This is a genomic window from Roseobacter weihaiensis (assembly GCF_020622345.1).
GTDB classification, from domain to species: Bacteria; Pseudomonadota; Alphaproteobacteria; order Rhodobacterales; family Rhodobacteraceae; genus Roseobacter; species Roseobacter weihaiensis.
On the sequence record NZ_JACNMO010000017.1, the window covers coordinates 103516 to 125255 of the forward strand.

The following is a 21740-nucleotide window of genomic DNA, read 5'->3' on the forward strand; positions in this document are numbered from 1 at the left end:
AGCAACAGACGTAAGGGCACTCTGTGGGGCTTTGAAAGTGCCAACATGCTACCGATGGATCACTTTCTTTCGCGGTGGCCGTTTATATTTCTCATGCACAGAAAATCCCTGCGCGACCGGGGCTGCGCAGGGGTTTTCCGATTGAAGGACCCGCCACGGCGTTACGACAAGAACAGGTCCGCGTTGAAGTCAAAGACATCGGCAAGCAAAACGGTGCCAACCGCATCGCCCGACGCGGTAATCAGTATGCCGTCGTCGGTCTCTTCAAAGGCCAGATCGCCGGGGCTGTTTCCGACAAAACTGTAGATATCCTGCCGAGCGTTGAAGTCTTCGATCACGTCATTTCCGAAGCGACCGGCAAAGATGAAGACGTCGGCACCTCGTCCACCGAGGAGCCAGTCGTTGCCTTCGCCCCCATCGATCACATCACGCCCGCGTCCACCGCTGATGAAGTCATCCCCTTCATCGCCGTTGAGCGTGTCCTGGCCACGTTCGCCAAAGACCACATCGTCGCCTTTGCCCGCCGAGACAAAATCGCGGCCACGGCCTGCCAGTATGATGTCGTCGCCTCCAGTGCCGTCAATCAGGTCCCACCCGCGGGTGCCGATCAGAACTTCGCCTTCTTCGCTCTGTTGGTCGATCAGGAAGCTGGCCACCACCGGTTCATGATCCGAGGCCGGGTCGCTGAAGTCGGTGTTTACATGTACGATATCGACCTGCACGCCTTCAAGCAGGCCATCGGTGACAAAGATGTGGTCAAGCACCTGGCTGTTGCCCTGAAAGGAGAAGGTATAGGCCTCATCCCCCTCCAGCAGGTCGATCAGGTTGGTGAGCACCTGCTCTTTGCCAGTGCCGGGCAGATCTTCGGTCAACTCATCGGTGAACTCAAAGGTATTCAGATCCCCCAGCACCGAGATTTTGGCATCGCTGTCTTCGGCCAGAAGCGCGTCCACGACTTCGTTGAGGGCAAGCGATTGTGCCTCACGCGCGTCCTCACCGGCCTGTACGAAGGGCTGTTGTCCGCCGAAGATCGGCGTGGAGCCGAAGCGTGAACTGAAGTGATTGTTGATGAGGGTCACGTCTTGGCCATTGAATTCAAAGACCCCCAGCAGCGGATCGCGTGTGCCCTCGAAGGCGTCTGCGTTGGTCACACCCAGGTCGGCCAGCTTGTCGGATTCGAGGGTGACAAACTCCTTTGCCTCGACCCGGTCCGGATTGTAGAGAAAGGCGTTGCGGATGTTGCCGCCCGGCACGCCACCATTCTCCCCATCCTCATCGACAACTGCGCTGGTGAACTCATACACCGGGCCACCGGCCTCTGCGATGGCATCGACGATCGCCTGTAGCGTCTGCTCTGCGCTGAGGGTTCCGTCGTCCGCAACACCGCTGTCATCCTGAACCTCCTGCAGGGCCAGGATGTCAGGTGCACCAAGGTTGTTCACAATCTGGCTGGCCAGTTGCGCAATCTGATCCGCATCGCCGTCGGCTTCTGCGGCTGTGACGTTCAGGATATTGTAGGTGGCCACGGTCAGGCGGTCCTCATCCGCCTCGATCTCGGTCACCGAGGCGTTGTTGTCGCTGGGCGTCTCGATCTCAAACGCCTCTGTCACAAGAACCTCGAAGTTACCAAAGCCGTAGCCCACAACACCTGTGATGTTCGAGAGATCATCGCCGGTTGTCATGTCAAAGCGCGCGAACCCGTCCGGCAGCAGATCAGTGTCGTACTGGATCTGGATGCGTTCAGGGTTGAGATCCCCAAGCCCATCTGCGTCCGCGTTAATGTTCAACCCGCCGCGCTCGTTCAACCCGCCCGTGGGCGATGTGACACCAGTGCCGTCATCGGCGGCAACCCATGTTTCGCCAAAACGGTTGGTGGCCGAGATCGCCGTCGGATTGTCGACAGTCACGCGCATCCCTTCGAGGCTTTCGTAGAAATCGATCCCATCGGTTTCGGGATTGAATGTGCCGGGATCGGTCTGGAGGTTGACCGGCAGCTCCTCTGGCGAGATCACGATTTCCGTGGGCGGCGTTCGACCGGCGGACCCCAGGACGGTTGCCTCTGGCAGGGCGTTGCCCACGCTGAGGACTTCGATGTCCGCGTTGCTGATCTGTGTGGTTGAAAGGTTGCCTGACCCGGCTCCACCCGGAATGAACTCCGTCACGGTGCCCTGAACTCTGATCTCGTCCCCGGCGGCAACCGTGGGGTTGCTTCCGGTAAAGACAAAGAGCGCGTCAGAGGTTGCGTCATCCCCGTCACCGTCGGCATCCTGAAGGTAAAAGCCGTCGCGATCCACGACCGTGACGATGCCGGTGGTCTTGACCTGCTGACCTTCAAAGGCAGACACGTGGCCTGCCCCCTGGATGTCGTAGATGGCAACGGTGGGCACGGCAGGGGTCAGATCGTAGACAACCGTGGTGCCCGAGACCTCATAGGCGACGGCAATTTGCGCAACACCGCTGGTGCTGTCCTCTGCGGGGATAAAGGCGATGGTTTCAGGCGCGTGGCGGGCCACCTCGCCCTCTTCCGCCGTGTCGACAAAACGGGGCGGGATGTAATTCACAAAACTTGCCTGCGCCGGGTCACTAATGTCGTAGATTATGATGCCGCTGTCCCGCTCCAGCCCGATAAAGGCGTAAGTCGCACCCTCGACCTCGCCCACGATGATGGCTTCGGGCTCTGGGCCCTTGGCGTTAGACCGGTCCTCGTTCCCATCCCCATCGTCATCATTGAACCGGTCCGGTGCGATGCTGGCAATGATCTCTTCGAACTCGGACCCGGAATCAAAGACCAGATTGCCCTCTGCATCAAAGATCGAGAAGGACCGCGAAGAGAAGGTGTGCAGCACGTCGATATCGCCGTCACCATCGGTATCGCCATCCACTGTCGAGACCTCCAGCCGCTCCAGCCCGGTGGTGTCCACGCTCTCATCGACCAGACCGTCCGCGACAAGGTCCTCCACCTGGTCCTCGTCGAAACCACGGCTGTCGCCTTCGTTGGCCGTGGCGATAAAGGTCTGTTCGCCGATCTCAAAGCTGGCGATGGCGTCGGCCATGCGAAAGCCCACCAGATTGTCAAAGCTGCGAATGTCGATCACCCCTTCATCCTTCGGATCGAGCGCGCTGTCACTGCTGAAATCCACCGTGCCGAGAGAGAAGATGTCGCTTATATCGCCGGTGGTCAGATCGATCGTCGCAAGGGCGTTGTTCTCTTGCAGGGACACAAACGCTTTGGTGCCATCCGGGCTGACGGCGATGTATTCAGGCTCAAGATCCTCGGCAAAGCTCACGCCGTCCTGAATGCGGATCCCTGCCGCGCGGGCCAGATCTTCCAGACCATTAAAGCTGGTAAAGTCGAGAAGGTCCGCGTTGGGCGCGACAGGATCCGTGACGTCGATCACCGCTACCGTGCCCAGCGGGTTATCATCATTGTCACTGTCGTCGTTCTTTTCTCCTTCGCCGGCAACCAAAAGCCGGGTGCCGGCGTCGTTGAACGTCAACTGATCCGGCAGGTTACCCACATCGACCATCGATTGAAGCTCGCCGGTGCCAGCGTCAAAGAAGGCGACAATACCGGGTTGGGACAAGAACACGGTCTCGCCAAAGACTGATTGTTCCACCGGCGCGCGCGAGATCGCCACCGCGACAACGCCGTTTTTCACCGCAACCGATTGCAGCCCGTCGAACCCGTCCACCTGCTGCAGATCGATTGCATCCACTTGGGTCTGCGTGGCGATATCGAAGACATCGATGCGTCCCATCTCACCATTGGTGACATAAAGCCTGCCCGCTTCGTGTGCGACGACTTCCGAGGCGCCGCTGCCTTCGAACTCTGCGGCGACCGCAAAGAGCAACGCTTCGCTGGCGACGGGGAAATCTACGGTGTCATCGCGCAGGGAAAGGTTCTGGATACGCTGATCTGCGGCGGCATCCGTATCGGCGATATCGAAGGTCTCGGCGCCGTCCTTTGGGAAGCCCTCGGTCAGGAAGTCGGATAACGCCTGTTGTTCGCCGATTCCAAGGTCGGTGACATCCGAGAAGTTGACGAACGGATAACCATCGCCGCCATCAGCGAGGAAGTCCAGCGTGACAACCTTGAGGGAAGCGGGGGCGGCCTCCACGACCTCTCCGTCGCGGATCAGGGCCTGCGTCGGGCGTCCGGTCGCGTCAATCAGGTTGACGTTCTGGATGCGTGTGCCTGCCACCGCGACGCTGCCATCATCATTGAGAATCTGTGCGGCCCCCATGGGATCAAAGGAAAACTGAATCCCGCCCACCTGCGGGAACTGACCGGGGGTTGCCCCTTTCTCGGTGGCGGCAACGCCGTGCTCCAGCACGATCTTCACCTCTTCCGGCGTCAGCTCAACGGTGACGAGGCCGTTGTCGAACCGCAGTGCATTGTCGATGTCCAGCTCAGAAACTTCGCCCGCCTCTTTGCCAGAGACCGGGTTGGCCGCTGTGGGCAGCAACGTGGATGTGCCGTCCCCGTTGTCGACCCGCTCACCGATGGCTGCGCGAATGCCACCGCCATTCTTGATGGAGACCAGCACCTCTGTATCGACAGCCTGCGCCGCGGCCAGATTTGCGTCCGCCGTGAGGTTGCCGAAATTCGTCTCTTCCGTCCGCACCGAGGCGCGGTCGCCATTGAGAAAGACCGAAACCTCCCCGGCGATGTCAGCGTCGAGGCGGGTGACGATACCGGTCACCGCATCCGTCAATCGGGCGACATCCGTTGCCGTATCCGACGCGGCAATGGCCTCTTCAAGGCTTTCGGTCCCTGTGACCTCCAAAACACCTTCTTCGTCGGTCGCAAAGGTGCCCGATACGGTTTCATCCACGGAAGTAGGAACAATCACACCGCTGTCGTCAAACCCGACCACCAGACGTCCGACATAGGAATACTCCCCGTCGGTGGACATGATGGCCGTGGGATTGCCGTCGAGGCCGGTGACAATCGCAGGGTAGGGCTGATCCGCCGTATCCCCCGGCCGCAACCGGTCCTGGCTGTCGGCGGAGCGGGTATCAGAGCCCCCCGCGATGATGACATCGACGCCACTCAGCAGCGCGGCCAGTTCCTCCTCCAGCGCGAATTGCTGCAGGTGGCTGACCAGCACGACCTTGTTGATATCATCCCCGGTCCCTGCCACATCATCGGCCCCGTCTATCAGGTCATCTATGATTGGCTGCAGCGTGGCCGCCAATGCTGCCATATCGTTTGCACCGGGGTTTGACACGTCATCGATGGTGCCGGGCGAGGAAATGGAGGCCAGCAACTGTGTCGTCGCGCCAATGACGCCGACCTGTTCGCCGTCGACCTCGATAAAGGTCGCCCGCGCCAGCTTGCTGTCGTTGCTGTCGGCCCCGGTGACGGTTGGGTCGCCCGGGTCTTCGCGTGCGCTCAGCAGGTCGGACACAAAGTCGGAGCTTGGCAGGATTTCATCCGTAAAGAGCGGGCCCAGGTCAAAATCACCGGAGAAGTCGAGATTGGCGCTGAGATAGGGGAATTGTGCGCCGGGGGTGTCGACCTCCTGCAGGAAGTTCGGCGTGCCGAAGCGGCCAGAGGAAAGGGAATTCCCTTCTTCGCTGTCGTAGTTGACAATGTTCTCAAAGGCGTCGGTGCCGGCGTCGAACTCATGGTTACCGATGGCTGTGGCGTCAAAGCCCATCGCGTTCATGAGCGCGATATCAACGCGTCCTTCGCTGGTATCGATCTCTTCAAAATAATCCTTGAAACCATCGCCGTTGAGGTCAGTCGTATAGACCGTGTCAAACGTAACCAGCCCGGCGGTGATCTGCGCTTCGATTTCGCTGTTGTCAAAAAAGCCGTCACCGTTTGTGTCCGTTGTGGGAGCCAAAACGGTTTCGTCAATCAGGCCGAAGTATGCATTGTAAAAACCCTCGTAGGTCGCTGCGAGGCTGAAGTCGCCGCCTGCGTTGAAAAATGGGCCGGGAATGTAGTTGTCACCCGCAGAGATCAGGATTGAGCTTGCCCCGATCATTTGTGCATCGGTTTCAAGTGCATCGACAACGGCGGCGAAATTCGGAGCGTTTTCGATCGCGTCCAAGCCGCCTTCGAGGTCTGACGCGTGCAAAATCTGAAGCGTGAAGGTCATCAATTGGTCCCCTATAAAATAGTGCGCCCGGTTCGGGCGGTTTCATGTTCATGTCGGGGCATGTGAAAAGCGCAGCCGGTGTTTTCACCGAAATGCCGCGCCGCGACGGCAGGCCTTGCACCCGCCAATTGATACCCCAATGGGTAGTGGCTATGGTTCAATGTTCTCGCTTTTGTATCAGTTTTGCGACAGCGATGTGAAAAATACGCACGACGCATGGTGTGTGCCGAAGTGGACATCCGATTTCCGTTGGCGGCGTGATATATCGCCTGTGATCGCGAACGCGTCTTGGGGCCCGCTTGGGTCTGACACCTCAGTGTTACTTTCACGGCATAAAGGCTTTTGCAGATATTCCCGAAAGGAGCCTTCCATGACCAAAACGATCCTTGGTATTGTCGCGTCCCTGATGCTGGCAACATCTGTCGCTGCCGATGTTTCCGGCAAACTCGTGCTTTACACCTCGCAGCCCAATTCCGATGCGCAGCAGACAGTTGACGCCTTCACGGCCAAATACCCGGAGGTCGAGGTTGAATGGATCCGGGACGGGACCACCAAAGTCATGGCCAAGCTGCGCGCGGAATTCGAGGCGGGCGCCCCACAACCCGATGTGCTGCTGATTGCCGACATGGTCACGATGGAAGGGCTGGAGGCCGAAGGCCGCCTCATGCCATATCCCGAAGCGGATGTGTCTGCCTATGACCCGGCGCTGATGGACGCGGAAGGCCACTACTTTTCCACCAAGCTCATCACCACCGGGATCGTCTACAACACAAATGCCCCGATGGTTCCGACGTCCTATGCCGACCTGCTCCGGCCAGAGGCCAAGGACAAGCTCGCAATGCCCTCCCCCCTGACGTCCGGTGCCGCGACCATCCACATGGCAGCGATCACCACGCATCCCGATCTGGGTTGGGAGATTTACGAGGGGCTCGCAGAGCAGGGGGCGAACCCGCAAGGTGGCAATGGCGGCACCTACAAGGCTGTCGCCGGTGGCGAGAAGCTCTATGGTTTCGTGGTGGATTTCCTGCCGATCCGCAACAAGCTCGAAGGAGCACCGGTTGAGTTCGTATTTCCTGAGGAGGGCGTTTCGGCTGTGACCGAGCCTGTAGCCATCCTCTCCACGGCGCAGAACCCCGATGCGGCCAAAGCATTTGTCGACTTCCTGATTTCGCCCGAAGGCCAGCAGCTTGCCGCTGACATGGGATATCTGCCCGCACATCCTGAGATTGCACCGCCCGAAGGGTTCCCGGCGCGGTCCGAGATCAGGCTGCTCGATTTTGACCCGGCCAAAGCGCTGGCCGATGATACCGCGAACAAACAGCGGTTTCTGGACATCTTCGGCGGTTGACAGCGCGTTTCTTTCGGGGCGGTGAGTGGTTGACACTTGCCGCTGTTGTGCTCTTTGCCGGTGTCCTTTTTGTCTTTCCTCTCGGTCTTTTGGGGCGTGTTGCCTTTGGGGATGGGGTCGCTGCGATCCTTGAGGCGCTAAACAACCGATCTGTTGCGCGCGCGCTGTGGCATTCGGTGGAAAGTGCGGCGCTCTCCTCTGTGCTGGCGCTTGTGGCAGGGACGGTTGCGGCGGTCATTCTCGGGCTCACAGATGTTCGGGCAAAGGGCCCCTTCACGTTTCTCTTGTTGATCCCGATGATGATCCCGCCCCACGTGACGGCCATTGCATGGGTACAGGCGCTTGGGCCGTCTTCTGCGCTGTTGCAATCACTGGGGCTCGCGCCCGAGGTCGGCACAACCCATCCGCTTTATTCGCGCGAAGGCGTCATCGCGCTCTTGGGATTGCAGCATGCGCCCCTTGTGTTTCTGGTCGTGCTGGCTGCCCTGCGCAGCCTGCCGCGCGAGATGTCGGATGCTGCTCGGGTGGCCGGGGCGGGCCCCCTGCGGTTGATGCGCCGCATCCTCCTGCCGCTCTTGCTGCCGTCACTGATTGCCGCCTACGCGCTTGCATTTGTCTCGGCGTTGGGCAATTTCGGCATCCCGGCCCTGCTGGGCATCCCTGCGCGCTATACCACCCTGCCGGTCCTGATCTGGCAAAGGCTTTCCGGATTTGGTCCCTCGGTTCTGACGGATATGGCGGTCATCGCCAGCCTTGTGGCCGTGATCGCCGTAGTGGCCGTGACGTTGCAGATGTGGCTCTCGGCCCGGCAGCGCAACGCCCTGATCGGCCCGCCTCAGCCGCCCCTCGACATCAGGTTGGGCCGGGCCCGTCCGCTGGTCGAAGGCACATTGGCCCTGAGCTTGCTCTTCACTCTGGTGCTGCCGGTGACGGCACTTTTTGCGACAGCTCTGGTGCCGACATACGGTGTGCCACTGACCAGCGATACCATCACGCTGCGCAACTTTGATGAGGTCCTGTTCAGACAGTCCGTGACGGCCAGAGCCTTTGTGAATTCGACAATCGTGGCGGGCACCGCGGCCGCGATGATCGCCCTGACCGCAACCTTTGTGGCCCGCTTTGCCGCAGACAGGCAGGCCACTCAACGTCGGTTCGGCACCACAATCACCGCGCTGGCGGAAATGACCTATGCCATCCCCGGGCTTGTCATATCCGTTGCCTTCATCCTTGCGTTCATCAAGCCGCTCCCGTTGCTCAATGTGTCGATATACAACACGCTGACGATCATTCTACTGGCCTATCTCTGTGCGTTCTTTTCCATCGCGCTCAAACCCGCCAGCGCGGCCTTTTTGCAGCTCGACCCCGCGCTGGATGAGGCCGCCCGCGTGGCAGGAGCCGGGTTTGGGCGGCGGTTTGCCCGGATCACCCTGCCGCTCATCGCGCCCGCGGCGGCTTCCGGAGCGATCCTGGTTTTTCTGACTGCCTATAACGAGGTCACCGTCTCTGCGCTGTTGTGGTCAAGCGGGACTGAAACCGTCGGCACCACGATCTTTAACTATGAGGACGGTGGCTATACCACGCTTGCTTCCGCCATGGCGGCTGTCACCGTGATTGCAACGATTGCGTTGATGATGGTTCTGGACTGGATGGGGCGCCGTGCGCCAGCGGGCGTTGTGCCCTGGCGCCTCTAACCCGGCAGGACCCAACCACCGGCAAAAGAGAGCTGTATGTTTTCACCGATGCGGACCGGCTGCGGCAGATCAATGCTGATCTCTGCCGCGATGCCATCGCCTTGCACGGTCGCTTCCCAATGGCTGCCCCGGTAGTGGACAGAGGTCACTGCACAGGGCCATCCGCTATTGTCGATCTGGATGTGCGCGGGTCGGATGAACACAGTCCTTGTGCCGTCGGCAGACCCGTTGACCGGAACGGACTGCCCACAGATCCGCGCCTGACCGTCCTCGACAATCGCCTCGATCAAGGTGCCGCGTCCGATGAACCGGGCGACGTTGGCATTGGCGGGTCTGGCATAGATCTCCTGCGGCGGCCCGATCTGCAAAATCCGGCCCTTGTCCATCACCGCCATGACATCCGCAAGCGCCATCGCCTCGCGCTGGTCATGGGTGATGAAAAGCGTTGTCACACCGGAGCGGTCGTGGAACGCGCGCAATTCTGTTTCCATTTCAGCGCGCAGATGCGGGTCAAGGTTTGCCAGTGGCTCGTCCATCAGGATCGTGCGCGCCTCGCCCGCAAGACAGCGCGCCAGCGCCACCCGCTGGCGCTGACCCCCCGAGAGCGCTTCGGGACGGCGGGTGGCGTAATCCTGCAATGCAACCGTGCTGAGGTGGTCTGCGGCGCGGCGATACGCGTCCTGCCTGGAAAAGCCTTGTGCCTCGTAGGGAAAGGCCACATTCTGCACGACCGTCAGATGCGGCCAGAGCGCATAGGATTGAAAGACCACCCCCACGCGCCGCGCCTCAGGCGGCACAGACAGGCCGTCCCCGGCGACATTTTCACCGTCAAGGGTGATGCGTCCCCGGTCTGGTACCTCCAGCCCTGCGATGAGCCGCAAAAGCGTGCTTTTGCCACAGCCGGATGGGCCGACCACGCAAAAGAGTTTGTTGCCTGGCACGTCGAAAGAGACATCATCGACCGCCTGATGCGCGCCGAATGTCTTGGTCAGGTGATCGACAATGATGCTCATGTATCGGGTCCAGGAGGGCGGAGGGGAGAATGCCCCAGCCTTATAAAGCGCAGGTGACGTCTGCAAGACGCACAGAGCAAATCTTGGAACTTGCTCCTTTCTGGCCGTGTTCGACAGGCGGGACACGAGTGAATTTCACCTCAAGAGCGCAGTGCATCTGTGGTGTAATCTTACGTGTGACCTGCGACCCGAGGCCTGTGTGCCCGCGGCGCGCCTTTGCTCCGGCAGGGCCACTTCGAAAAAGGGACATTCAAGGGGATTGCCGTTTACAACATCGTGTTCAATGCTCATTTTCGAAAGTATAGCAGACTATTCCGCATCTGCTTTGCCCCAGATTTCGTTGCCGAGGTGATTTCAAGCACGCCGCCGAACAACATAACAAGATGGTCGAAAGCATAACGATGCCCGCCGGTATTGCTACCGCGATTTCTGAAACGCCAATGTGGAACTCTGATGCGATCCTTGTCGATTATGACCGGAGAGAGGGCGACGATTGTCGGCAATTACACCGGTACGCCCAGTGTGCCGCGTTTCCCGCAAGGCACCTATATCATGACCGAAGACGGCGACCTGCCCGTTGAAGAGCCGAGCCGGGGTGCGTATTCTGACCAAAGGCACGGGCTTTGTCGCACTTCGGGCAATCAGACGATTTGCCCTATCTGCTTTTTGATCGGCACGAGACCGTAAAGGCCGAAGGATGCTGGGTCGAGAGCCTCTTTCCTGTGGACCTTGGTATCCGGGTTCTGCACCATCAGGAGCGGCGGCAGTCTGATGATGGGCTGGATTGGAAAGGCCTGCGGCACGACCCAGGCTGCACGGTTGGTGCGGAAGAAAGCAGAAGCTCATTTGTTGTTTGCTGTGCATAAGTCGGACAATGCAATTCAGTTCAATTTTGCCGCCTGAGGCTATTTCTCGCCTCTTTTGAGACGGTCCGCAGAACGCCTGCTGGCCGTACCTTTTGCGTCGGTCCGGGCCATCACTCCTGAGAAAACACTATCGGGTCGGCAAATGATCTTGGCCTGACATCAATCGGTTCAGATGGAGACCGGCCCCTGCGGTACGTGCTGCGCGGTCATGGCTTTGGGCGTGATCCTCTTTGGGGAGAGGTCGGTGTCTGGGCCACGTCCGCCTGTGCCATGGCTTCAAATGTCTCAATGAGTTGCAGTCGGGCTTCGTCGAGATGGTTACCGATAAGAACCAGTTTCTCTTTCTTTGCGTAGTCTGAGAGATCAAAGAGCACGTCAACGATCCAGTAATGCGGCTTTGCTGCGCTATTGTGCAAGGAGGCCGCCTCTGAAGCATCGAGCAGTTCGGCCAAACGCTTTAGGGCCCATTCTCTCTTCTGCTCTTTTGCAGGATCGGATGTATCGGCATTTTCATGCGCCTGATCCGCAAGACGATAGAGCTCTTCGACAAGCTCGACCTTGCGCGCGCTTGCAGGCCCTCCGCCTGCTCTGGGTGGTATCTTATTTATCATGCTGGGTTGTCCACTCACCGTTCATGGGGCAAAAATCAAAAAACGGGGTAAAGTGGAAGCACGTGCCCCGCTGTGACGGGCATTTTCTTTGGAGAAACTAGAAGCGCGTGGCTCCATCCGACAACACAGCTGGTGACCAAGGGCAGCGTTCGCATGCTGTTGAGATCGCGCGGCCCTCCCCGCCCGAGGTTGACCGTGTCGTCACGGCAATCATTGGGTCCGGTGTGCTGGGGAAAAGTGACCGGCGTGCCGCGCTGTTGCGATATCTCGTTGATCTGGAGTTGTCGGGCCGGGGGGCGGAGATCAAGGCCTTTGTCATTGCCGTAGATGTTCTGGGGCGCGACCAGTCTTTCGATCCGGCCAGCGATAGTATCGTGCGCTCGGAGATTGGCAGGCTGCGCGACGCGCTGAGGCTCTATTTCGCGGAAATGGCCCCGCGGGATCAATTGCGGATCGATATTCCCAAGGGGTCATATCGGCCGGTGTTTTCGTCTCTGCCGGAACAATTGCAATCGCCTCCGATCAGACCTCAGAAGGCGCGCAGGGCGATTGGCCTTGTCGTGCTGCTGTCCTGTGCGGTTCTCATTGCGATGTCTCTTTTTGGATGGCCCGTGCGTCAGACTGCACAGACCGGTGACGGGCGACCGTCTTCCGAACTGCCCTATGATCCCTTGCGCATCGTTGTCGCACCCGCCCAGTGGGTTGGTGATGACCCCAGGTACGAAACTTTTGCGCATGGGTTCAGAGCAGAGCTTATGATGGATTTATCCGCCTACCCATGGATGTCAGTTGTCTCACCGGTCGCGGATTTTGCCAGCCTTGATCCCGATCAGATCGACTTCGTACTCGATGTTGATGTGGACTGGAACGACAATACCATCCACGCCTATGCGCGGCTGATCACCCTGCCAGACCAAGGCCTTGTGTGGAGCAACACTCAGTTCATTTCGACCGAAACCACTGCCATGCGGCGCGCTGTTGGTGATCTGGCAAGTCAGATTGCCATCAGGCTAGGCGCCTCTCGCGGGATTGCCCCGGCGCTCACAAAGGCCAAGATTACATCGGACGCCCCCGAAAACCTCGAGGCTTTTTTGTGTTATCTGGGGGTCCACAGGTATCTTGAGGTACCGACAGATCAGGCGCATCTGCACTTGAGAGACTGCCTGTCGGAGGCTGTCACAACATTCCCCAGCTTTGGCGACGGCTGGGCGGCCCTGGCGTTGATCCACATCGACGAAGCGCGGTTTGGGAGCAATGCAAGACCGGGTGCCGACGCCTGGGCGGATGCAGAAGCCGCGATTGAACAGGCCTCGCGGTTTTCTCCCATTCGGATGTTGACGCTGAACATGGCGCTCGTTCACAGCATTGAGGCGCCGCAGCAGAACCTCGCTGAGTTTGATCGTTTGTCTGCCCTGCTGCTTGAACTCTATCCCAGACATCCTTCAACGCTCTACAACGTCGGGTCGCGGATGGCCGAGTTCGCCGGCGCGTGGGATGAGGGTCTATTCCTTGTGGATCAGGCTATCGCTCTCAATCCCAGCCCGCCCAGTGCCTATCACCTGACGCGGGCATACCACGTGGCAATGCAGGGCACCGAGGAGGAACTGTTGCAAGCAGTCAGACCGCTCACCGCGACAACTGCGACATCGCAGCTCTTGCTCAACTATCTTGCAGTCGGGGGCAACATGCTCACCGACGAAACCCTGAAGTACCGGGACTTGATGAAAGCTCTAGGGCTGGTCACGGACGAAGACATCGTCAGGCATATCAAAGGGCGACGATATGTGGCCTCGCTTGAAACGGCTTTGCTTGCACAACTGGACAGTGTTTTTCAGGCGAACGCGTCTCAGTGATTCAGACGGGTTGGGCCGGGTGGGTATGTCGAGCTGGTTACGGTTTTTCTTGACAATAAAGAGGTAAATCGAAATATGTCGATTTATGAACATAGACAAAGCATTTGCCGCCTTAAACAATCCGATCCGCCGCCAGATCCTCGTTTGGTTGAAGGATCGCGCGAATTTCCCACCTGCCTTGCCAGAGCATGCGGACCTTGACGGCGTATGTGTCGCGCACATTCAGGAAAAAGCAGCGCTGTCGCAATCGACGATCTCCAACTACATGGGGCTTTTGAAAGATGCAGGGCTCGTTCTGTCCGCACGACACGGCCAATGGACATTCTACAGACGCAACGAGGCGGCGATTGCCGAGCTGATGAAGCAATTGTCCGCAGAAATACTCTGCGAATGATCGCGCAGAGCCTGACACTGCCCAACGGGGTCGTACTGAAGAATCGCATCGTCAAATCCGCCATGTCCGAGGCGCTTGCGGATGCAAATAGCAACCCCACATCGGACCAGATTGGCCTGTTTGAAAGGTGGAGCACGGGCGGCGCGGGGCTGCTGATAACAGGCAATACGCCCGTTGATCGCGACCACCTTGAGCATGCGGGCAACTTTGTGCTTGATGATCTGTCTGATATGGCGCGGGTCAAAGACCTCGCCCGCGCAGCAAAAAGTGGCGGCGCGAAGGTTTTGGCGCAGCTCGCGCATGCCGGGCGTCAGACACCGGCGGCTCTCAATCCGCATCCGATATCAATCTCCGACCAGCCGCTCGATCTGGAGGGATACGGTGTTCCCGTCCCGGCGGGGGAGGCTGACTTTGCTGATATCATTGAGAAATTCACCCGCTCTGCGCTCTTGGCACAGGATGCGGGGTTTGATGGGGTCGAGATACATGCCGCCCACGGGTATCTGCTCAGTTCAGCACTGTCGGGGCGTATCAACACGCGTCAGGATGGCTGGGGTGGCGCGCTTGAAAACCGGGCGCGGCTGGTGCTGGATGTGGTGCGGGCAGTGCGCAAGGCCGCAGCACCCGGCTTTATCGTTGCGGTCAAGCTGAACTCCTCTGATTTTCAAAAGGGCGGGTTTGATCATCACGACAGTGTCCGCGTGGCTGTCATGCTGGAAGGCGCAGGCGTCGATTTCATTGAAGTTTCGGGAGGGACCTTCGAGACGCCGACTGCCTATCAGCACCGCGCCAAAAGCGCTTCGACCGTTGCGCGGGAAGGGTACTTTCTGGACTATGCCACAGCGATGAAAGCGTCGCTCTCCATTCCATTGATGGTTACGGGGGGATTTCGGTCTGCGGGCGTGATGAATGCGGCCATCGCCGAGAACAAAACCGATCTGATCGGCATCGGGCGTCCGTTCATCATGGACCCGGCGTTTCCGTCGAAACTGATCCGCGGTGAGATTGCAGAGGTCCCGGCGGTCGAGCGGGATTTTCCGCCGGCGGAAGACCTGCCAAGGGGGGCCGTGCTGAATTGGTTTTGCGCGCAACTGGCGCATTTGGGGCAAAGGGGGCAGCCGGATATGAGCCTTTCTGTGCTGGAGGGCCATCAACGATATCTTGAGAGCATCGCGCTGGCCACCAGGCGATTGCAGGCCGTCCGGCGATAGCGCCGCGCTGTCGCACGGTTTTTTGTCTCACGCATCTTCGAACGCGCTGTCTGCCAGATCCCGGAGGGCATCAAAGACACCCGCGCTGCCTGCCACGACGCGCCCGCCGTTTGCGATCATGTCGTCTGCGCTTTGCGCTTCGATCCGGCCCCCGGCCTCTGCCACCAAAAGCTGACCGGCAAGGCAATCCCAGGCATTCATGTGTTCTTCGACATAACCGATCAAGCGCCCGGCCGCGACATAGGCCAGAGAGATCGCGCCGGAGGCATTTCGAAAGAACATTCCGTTGCGGGTCAGAAGTTGCTCGATCAGCTTGGTTGTGCTCTTTATTCCCGCGCGATTTGATCGGCCAATACCCACGCTGCCTCTGTCTATGGACCTCCCGGCGGGACAGACAATGGACATTCCGTTCAAGGTGGCCCCGGCGCCGCGCAGGGCGTTGAAAACCTCGTCATGCACGGGATCGAAAATCACGCCGATCTGGGTCTGGTCGTCCTTTACCACGGCCAACACGACCGTCCACGCGGGGATCGAATTGATAAAGTTTGCGGTGCCATCAATCGGGTCAATGACCCATCGATAGCCTGAGGTGCCGGGCTTTGGGGCATGTTCCTCGCCAATGATGCCATCTTCCGGAAAGGCAGCCTCGATCAGAGCACGGATATGCGTTTCGACGGCCTGATCCGCCTCTGTGACGAAATCCTGCACCCCTTTGTTCACGACGTCCAGACCGGCGACGCGGTTGTAGTATTCCAGCGCAAGAGCGCCACCGCTCTTGGCAATTTCACCGGCTGCCTCTGATCTGTTTTTCACTTGATCCGTCCTTTTGTTTGTTCTGGTCCGCATATTGTCAAATGCTCTTGGTGTCGCTCAGCCGCTGTTGGCCAAGTGCTCTATCGGGCGCCAGGGCTGCGGTGGCGGGCCAAGGTCGCAGCCAAATGAGAAAAAGCACCCGCCACCACCGGGCCCCTGATCGTAGGCGCGGCTGATGGCAAGGCCGGACAAGTGGCAATATAGAAGCGTGCCGACACCGCCGTGGCCGACAAAGACGACATCCCCGTCTTGGTGGTCTTGCAGCGCTGCCTGGACTTCGCCGACAATGCGCTCCTGTGCGGCACGCGCGGTTTCCCACCCTCTTACGCTTTCGTCGGGGGTGGCGAAAAACTGATCGGCCACGCATTCAAACACATCCGGCGGTAGGAAACCTGTCGCGCTGCGGTCGTTTTCATGCATCCGGTCGCGAACCTCCAAAGAGCACCCCAGCGCGTCAGCCACAGGTTGCGCGGTCTCGAGGGCCTTGACCTCACCACTGCTGATCACACGCCGTGTTCCCGCCAGCGCATTGGACCTTGCAAGGGTCTCAATGCGGGACCGACCCAGATCACTGAGCGACCACTGGCGCACCTCTTTGTGAGGATCAACAAGCACCTGGGGGTGTGAGATATAGCGCGCGATAGCCATCGGTCTGACTACCGCGTTTTTCTGCAGCGCAACAACCCAAGGCAAGTCGATTTTTTCTGTAATGGTCCCGCACCGCTGACCCTTCAAGTCAACACCTGCCGAACGGGGCGTTCCGGCTCTGCACGCGCGGGTATGCTGCGGGATCGACCGGCCATCTTCGGCTCGTATCATGGCTGCCGTCCGATTTAACTGGTTGTGTTTGTTTTTTTATTGCTAAACTAAGGACCGGGCCAAGCGTTGCTTGGTCAGGGGGCGAGCAGCGGCATGAAACGCCGATCTGGTCCTCCTTTTTCAAAAGGGGTTATTTGAGGCTCGGGACGTGAAAAAAGTATTCAAACGATTGCATCAGATGCTGGGTGCGCGCAGGTCTCCCCTGCTTTTTGCAGTTTCGCTGGGGGCCGCGTTGCACCTTCATCCCGCTGGTGCCATGGCGGATGAGGCCTGCACCTTTACCCGTCAGGCCGACCCTGTGCGGGAGATCATATCCTGTGGTGAAGGTTTGGTTTTTGAGCGTGAAACAACGGCGCAGATCACTGTCTTTGACCGGGCAGGTGACGCGCCGCCCCGTGCGATCGAAATCGAAGGCGGGGCGATCCTGATCGATGTGGTTCCAGGGGCTCAGCCCACTCAGATCAGAACCCCCCATGCCATCGCGGCCGTCAGGGGAACGACCTATGTCGTGCAGGTCAGCGCGACCGGGACATCGGTTTTCGTGATCGAAGGGACCGTTGAAGTGCGCAAGCGCGATGACGACGCACAGCTGGTTCAGCTCGGCGCTGGACAGGGTGTCGATGTATCTGCGGATGAACCTCTTGACGTCACGCAGTGGGAGCCCGACCGGGCCGCTCGTCTATTGGCGCGTTTCGGCAGATGATGCAAAGCGATGTCCGTCCGGTGGCGGCGATTGCCATTGGACTGATCGGCGCTGCGCTCTGGACTGTCTTTCTCGCTGTGCCGCATGTTCGCGGAACCGCAAGCTTCCTGGACGCTGCCGAAGCGCAATCGATGGACCTTCGCCAATCGCTCCTGGGTGCGCTGCAAACATCCGAAGACGTTGTCATCGTGGCCATTGATGATGCGACCTTTGCCGCGCGTGGCGAAGAGATCAAGGATAACCGGCAGCTTCTTGCACAGGTTATTCGCGGCATTCAGCAAAGTGGCGCGCGCGCCCTTGCCATGGATGTTCTGCTGGCAGATCCCGGCACCCCGTCGTCCGATGCTGAGCTGGCAGCATCACTGAGCTCGATGCCTGCCACGATCGCGGCTGCAGCCAGCTTTGAGACGGGCGCGGAGGGACAGGGACGGGCCGAGGCTTCGGGAATACTATGGCCGCAGCCAATCTTTCGGGATGCAGCGCAGGCAGGCCTAGTCAATCTGTCCACTGACGCCGGCGGCACACCGCGCTATGCGCCGCTTTTGTTTACCCTTGAGGGTACGGTTCATCCATCGCTGGCTCTCTTGGCGGCCGCCTCCGTCTCAGCAGAGCAGGTCGCTGTCCGCAGCGATCACTTGCTGATTGGAGGACGCCGCGTGCCGCTGGACGCCGGTGCCAATCTGCCGCTCCGCTATATTGGTCCCGCAAGTACGGTGCCCACATTCAGTGCGCGTCCGCTCCTGTCAGGACCGATGGGCGATCAGCTGTCAGGCAAACTGGTTGTCTTGGGTTTCACGGCCTCTGCCATGGGTGACCGGTTCCCGACCCCCTTTGACGATAGCCTGCCAGGGGTAGAGGTCATCGCCACGTCCATCGGGCAGCTCCTGGGCGGGCCCACGCTCCGCCGGGATGCTCAGGTGCGATGGCTGGACGCGGCACATGCCGTGACGCTCGCAGGCATTACAACCGGTCTGATCGTCGCCTTGCCTCTGGCCACGGGGGCTCCGGCCGCTGCGGTTTTGCTACTGACATCGATGGTGGGCGTGTTGATCTTTTTCGCCAGCGGGCTTTGGCTCAGTGCGGCCCTGCCGCTGGCTGCGGCCGGTCCACCAGTCGCAGTTGCGGGGGCATGGCGCTACGGGCGCGAACGGCGGCTTGCGCAAAGATCGGAACGCGCGGTTCAGAACCTTCGCAGGTTCCAGTCACCCTCCCTGGTCAGAAAAATACAGGATGACCCCGGGTATCTGTCACAACCGGTTGAGCAACATTTAATCATCTTTTTCATTGACTTGAGTGGCTTTACCGGGCTGTCTCAACGTTTGGGAGCGGATGGGACACAAAGCTTGCTCAAGACGTTCCATACGTTGATCGCAGATGTTGTTGTCGCGCAGGGCGGCAGCGTTTTCAACTTCATGGGAGACGGAGCGCTTGCGGTGTTCGGCCTTGAGGAGGATCCAGCAGTTGCGCCAGCGGACGCGGCGTTGGAGGCGGCATTTGACCTGACAGATGCGATCTCAAGCCAAAGGGTCAGTGAGCTGCCGGATGTCCGTTTGGGATGCCGTATCGGGTTGCACGCAGGTTTGGCAACCCTGTCGCGCCTTGGTGCGGAAGACCATCAGCAAGTGACTGTCACGGGAGATAACGTCAACCTTTCCAGTCGGTTGATGGAGGTTGCAAAGACCGAAAAGGTGACCATTGTGGCCAGTCACGCGTTCTCGGAGGCGCTGCAATCCCAGCCGCGAAGACCGCCGGTGCGCAAGATAGAGGCCCCAATCCGTGGTCGGGCGGGCACCGTCAACGTTCTGGTCTGGTAGCTGTTGCTGCCAGTCCGCGGCTGTAATGCGCTGAAATCCAAGTACTTTTAGGATCTTCTTTGGCTCATAGGGCCGGATTGCCTGCCAAAATTGTTTACGCAACTGTTTTGATTGTTAAGCGCTTCTTAGGAGGTATCTGCGATGCAAAACGGTGGACCGTTGAATAATGAGGCGCGAAAATGAACATACTTGGCAAGATTGGCGTCGGTGGCCGTCTGTGCGCGTTGGTTATCCTATCGATTGCGGGCATTTTCGCGATGCAGCGGGCGTCAATCGTAACCTTCGAGGATGCTTCAATCGGCCTCAAGGAAACTGAGCTGACACATTTGACCGACGTCGCGATTTCGATCGTTGAAAGCTATTATGCTCAGGCTCAGTCGGGTGAATTATCACAGGAAGAGGCGCAATCGAGCGCTTTGGCGGTTCTCGAAGGCCTCCGGTATGAAGGTGACAATTACTATTGGGTCACCGACCGGAATTCGCGGCTGTTGATGCATGGTGTCAGCCCGCACCTCGTCGGGCGTGATTTTTCCGGTTTCACCGATCCCAACGGTGTCTACCTCTTTGATGACATGGTCGATGGCACCGCAGACGGTACCCCGGCCACTGTAGCCTATCAATGGGCCGCACCAAACGCTGCTGAGGGTGACCCACCAGTCGATAAACTGGCGGTAGTGCAACCGTTTGAGGCATGGGATTGGGTTCTGGGAACCGGCGCCTATCTGACACGGATCGAAGTGGCCCAGGCCTCCATTAAAGCTCAGCTGGACTATCTGAAGTTTCTGATTGCGGCTATTCTGGTCATGGCAGCGGCAGGGATTGCCTACAGCGTCACGCACCCGATCCGAAAGCTGACAAACCGGATGGCACAGCTCTCTGATGGGGACACCGAGACTGCTGTGCCCTACAGCAAAGATCAGACAGTTTTTGGGGAGATTTCCCGGGCGCTGGAGATTTTTCGAACCAGCATGATCGAACGGGCCAAGATGCTGGTACAGGAGAAAGAACGCGAAAAAGAGGCGCGTGAGAAAGAAGCGCTTGAAGCGCAGCAGGCACGGGAAAAAGAAGAACAAGAACGTGCCGAGAGCGAACGTGCGCAAGAAGAAGAACGCCTTAGAAAGGAGCAAGCGCAGGCAGAACGCGAGCGTATACAACAGGCGGAAATGGCCGAGCGTGAAGCACGCGTCGCAAAACAAAACAAGGTTGTCGAGGCGTTGGGTACTGGCCTGCAACGTCTGGCAGCAGGTGACCTTTCAGAGAATATCGACGAAAAATTCCCCGAGGATTATGAAAAGCTGCGGCATAATTTCAATGCGGCCACAAATTCCCTGCGTGACGCAATTAGTGCAGTAATGCAAAATGCGGAATCAATACAAAATGAAGCGGGTGAGATAACATCTGCCTCGGACGATTTGTCGCGGAGAACGGAAAAGCAGGCCGCAACTTTGGAAGAAACTGCTGCCGCATTGGACGAGCTGACAAGTTCTGTAAAATCTGCCTCGGAAGGTGTTGAAGAGGCCTCTGAGATGTCATCTAACGCAAAGTCCAATGCCCAGCGGGGTGGAGAAGTGGCAGAAAAAGCGGTAGAGGCGATGGACGGGATTAAGACTTCGTCAGAACAGATTTCCAAGATCACGCAAGTTATTGACGATATCGCTTTCCAAACCAACCTGCTTTCGCTGAATGCCGGTGTTGAAGCTGCGAGAGCCGGAGAAGCGGGCCGCGGTTTCGCTGTTGTTGCAACAGAGGTGCGCGCATTGGCGCAGCGATCTTCGGAAGCTGCGCAGGAAATCCGAACTCTGATCTCCGAATCGAGCACACAAGTGGAGAAAGGCTATGGCCTTGTTGGAGAAACTGGGAAAGCGCTTGCCGCGATTCTTGGCTCTGTCACAGAGATTTCTGATCGAATGTCACAAATCGCTGCATCGGCACGTGAACAGTCTGTCGGCATTAATGAGATCAATACGGCGGTCAATGCACTTGATCATAATACTCAGCAAAATGCGGCAATGTTCGAGGAAACGACCGCTGCCAGCCACGCCCTGACCCAAGAAGCAGGGGCGTTGGTTAAAGCCGTTTCGAAGTTTAGCTTAGATCAAGGCAAAAAGACTACACTTCCTAATAAGGGAAATACATCAATGCCAGCCAAAGAAACGTCGCCTTCGGCACCGGCAGTACGGTCAACTGGAAGTGCGGCTCTGGCAATAGATGATGAACCCGGGAACCGGACAGGATGGGAAGAGTTTTGATCTGCTCAAACCAATAGAGGCGGTGCGCTGAAAGGTTGTTTCTCAGAATGCGCGTGGCGCTATTTCAGATGCTTTATGATCTCTGGATAGACTGATTGACTTCTCGGTTTAAACAAAATGACGTGCTCCCCTGAAAAGTCCTCGATTTAGGGTTAGTCTGTTCTCCAACTGAGGAGACAGATGATGAAGAGAAGCCTTCAGTGAGTTGGAATGGGACCGTGGCCCCAGTGGGGCCGCGTAAGCCC

The 21740-nt window shown here is 58.7% G+C and carries 14 protein-coding genes; 9 read left to right on the forward strand and 5 right to left on the reverse strand.

All coding sequences use genetic code 11. The features are described from left to right. Positions 1-161: 161 nt before the first annotated feature. A complete protein-coding gene (locus H7847_RS17810) occupies positions 162-6110 on the reverse strand; it encodes a choice-of-anchor I family protein (RefSeq protein ID WP_227270829.1) in 5949 nt (1982 codons plus the stop codon). A 370-nt stretch (positions 6111-6480) separates the two neighbouring features. Here H7847_RS17810 and H7847_RS17815 point away from each other — a divergent pair, with 370 nt between their 5' ends. Continuing rightward, complete coding sequence (locus tag H7847_RS17815; RefSeq protein ID WP_227270830.1) at positions 6481-7458, forward strand: ABC transporter substrate-binding protein; 978 nt, start codon at positions 6481-6483, stop codon at positions 7456-7458. Beyond that, positions 7455-9149, forward strand: coding sequence for an ABC transporter permease (locus H7847_RS17820; protein ID WP_227270831.1), 1695 nt, complete (start codon positions 7455-7457; stop codon positions 9147-9149). Before H7847_RS17815 ends, H7847_RS17820 begins: the two co-directional genes overlap by 4 nt. On the opposite strand, the gene H7847_RS17825 is transcribed toward H7847_RS17820, so the two are convergent. Then, the gene (locus tag H7847_RS17825; RefSeq protein WP_227270832.1) at positions 9146-10162 is read right to left on the reverse strand and encodes an ABC transporter ATP-binding protein; all 1017 of its coding nucleotides are present in this window, start codon (positions 10160-10162) and stop codon (positions 9146-9148) included. The genes H7847_RS17820 and H7847_RS17825 overlap by 4 nt on opposite strands. Before the next feature lie 771 nt (positions 10163-10933). On the opposite strand from H7847_RS17825, the gene H7847_RS26830 reads away from it, so the two are divergent. Further along, on the forward strand, positions 10934-11065 hold the full coding sequence (locus H7847_RS26830; protein ID WP_264479625.1) for a hypothetical protein: 132 nt from the start codon (positions 10934-10936) through the stop codon (positions 11063-11065). Positions 11066-11234: 169 nt separating this feature from the next. On the opposite strand, the gene H7847_RS17830 is transcribed toward H7847_RS26830, so the two are convergent. Continuing rightward, the gene (locus tag H7847_RS17830; protein ID WP_227270833.1) at positions 11235-11639 is read right to left on the reverse strand and encodes a hypothetical protein; all 405 of its coding nucleotides are present in this window, start codon (positions 11637-11639) and stop codon (positions 11235-11237) included. A gap of 107 nt (positions 11640-11746) precedes the next feature. Between H7847_RS17830 and H7847_RS17835 the strand changes: the two genes are divergently transcribed. The 3 genes from H7847_RS17835 to H7847_RS17845 all read left to right on the forward strand — a co-directional run bounded on the left by H7847_RS17835 (position 11747) and on the right by H7847_RS17845 (position 15097). Beyond that, positions 11747-13492, forward strand: coding sequence for a hypothetical protein (locus H7847_RS17835; RefSeq protein ID WP_227270834.1), 1746 nt, complete (start codon positions 11747-11749; stop codon positions 13490-13492). A gap of 85 nt (positions 13493-13577) precedes the next feature. Further along, positions 13578-13886, forward strand: coding sequence for an ArsR/SmtB family transcription factor (locus tag H7847_RS17840; RefSeq protein ID WP_227270835.1), 309 nt, complete (start codon positions 13578-13580; stop codon positions 13884-13886). After that, positions 13883-15097 (forward strand): NADH:flavin oxidoreductase/NADH oxidase family protein, encoded by a 1215-nt coding sequence (locus H7847_RS17845; RefSeq protein WP_227270836.1) that lies wholly within the window; start codon positions 13883-13885, stop codon positions 15095-15097. The genes H7847_RS17840 and H7847_RS17845 overlap by 4 nt, the downstream gene beginning before the upstream one ends. A 27-nt stretch (positions 15098-15124) precedes the next feature. On the opposite strand, the gene H7847_RS17850 is transcribed toward H7847_RS17845, so the two are convergent. Together H7847_RS17850 and H7847_RS17855 are read right to left on the reverse strand one after the other, a co-directional pair. Next, a complete protein-coding gene (locus H7847_RS17850) occupies positions 15125-15910 on the reverse strand; it encodes an inositol monophosphatase family protein (protein WP_227270837.1) in 786 nt (261 codons plus the stop codon). Between the two features lie 57 nt (positions 15911-15967). Beyond that, positions 15968-16558: a histidine phosphatase family protein gene (locus H7847_RS17855; RefSeq protein ID WP_227270838.1), complete on the reverse strand. Its 591-nt coding sequence runs from the start codon at positions 16556-16558 to the stop codon at positions 15968-15970. A gap of 319 nt (positions 16559-16877) precedes the next feature. Here H7847_RS17855 and H7847_RS17860 point away from each other — a divergent pair, with 319 nt between their 5' ends. From H7847_RS17860 to H7847_RS17870, 3 genes are all read left to right on the forward strand, one after another. Beyond that, the gene (locus H7847_RS17860; protein WP_227270839.1) at positions 16878-17432 is read left to right on the forward strand and encodes a FecR domain-containing protein; all 555 of its coding nucleotides are present in this window, start codon (positions 16878-16880) and stop codon (positions 17430-17432) included. After that, positions 17429-19246 carry a CHASE2 domain-containing protein gene (locus H7847_RS17865; protein ID WP_227270840.1) on the forward strand — a complete coding sequence of 606 codons (1818 nt, stop codon included), beginning with the start codon at positions 17429-17431 and terminating at the stop codon, positions 19244-19246. Before H7847_RS17860 ends, H7847_RS17865 begins: the two co-directional genes overlap by 4 nt. Positions 19247-19425: 179 nt before the next feature. Beyond that, a complete protein-coding gene (locus H7847_RS17870) occupies positions 19426-21495 on the forward strand; it encodes a methyl-accepting chemotaxis protein (RefSeq protein ID WP_227270841.1) in 2070 nt (689 codons plus the stop codon). Positions 21496-21740: the final 245 nt, after the last annotated feature.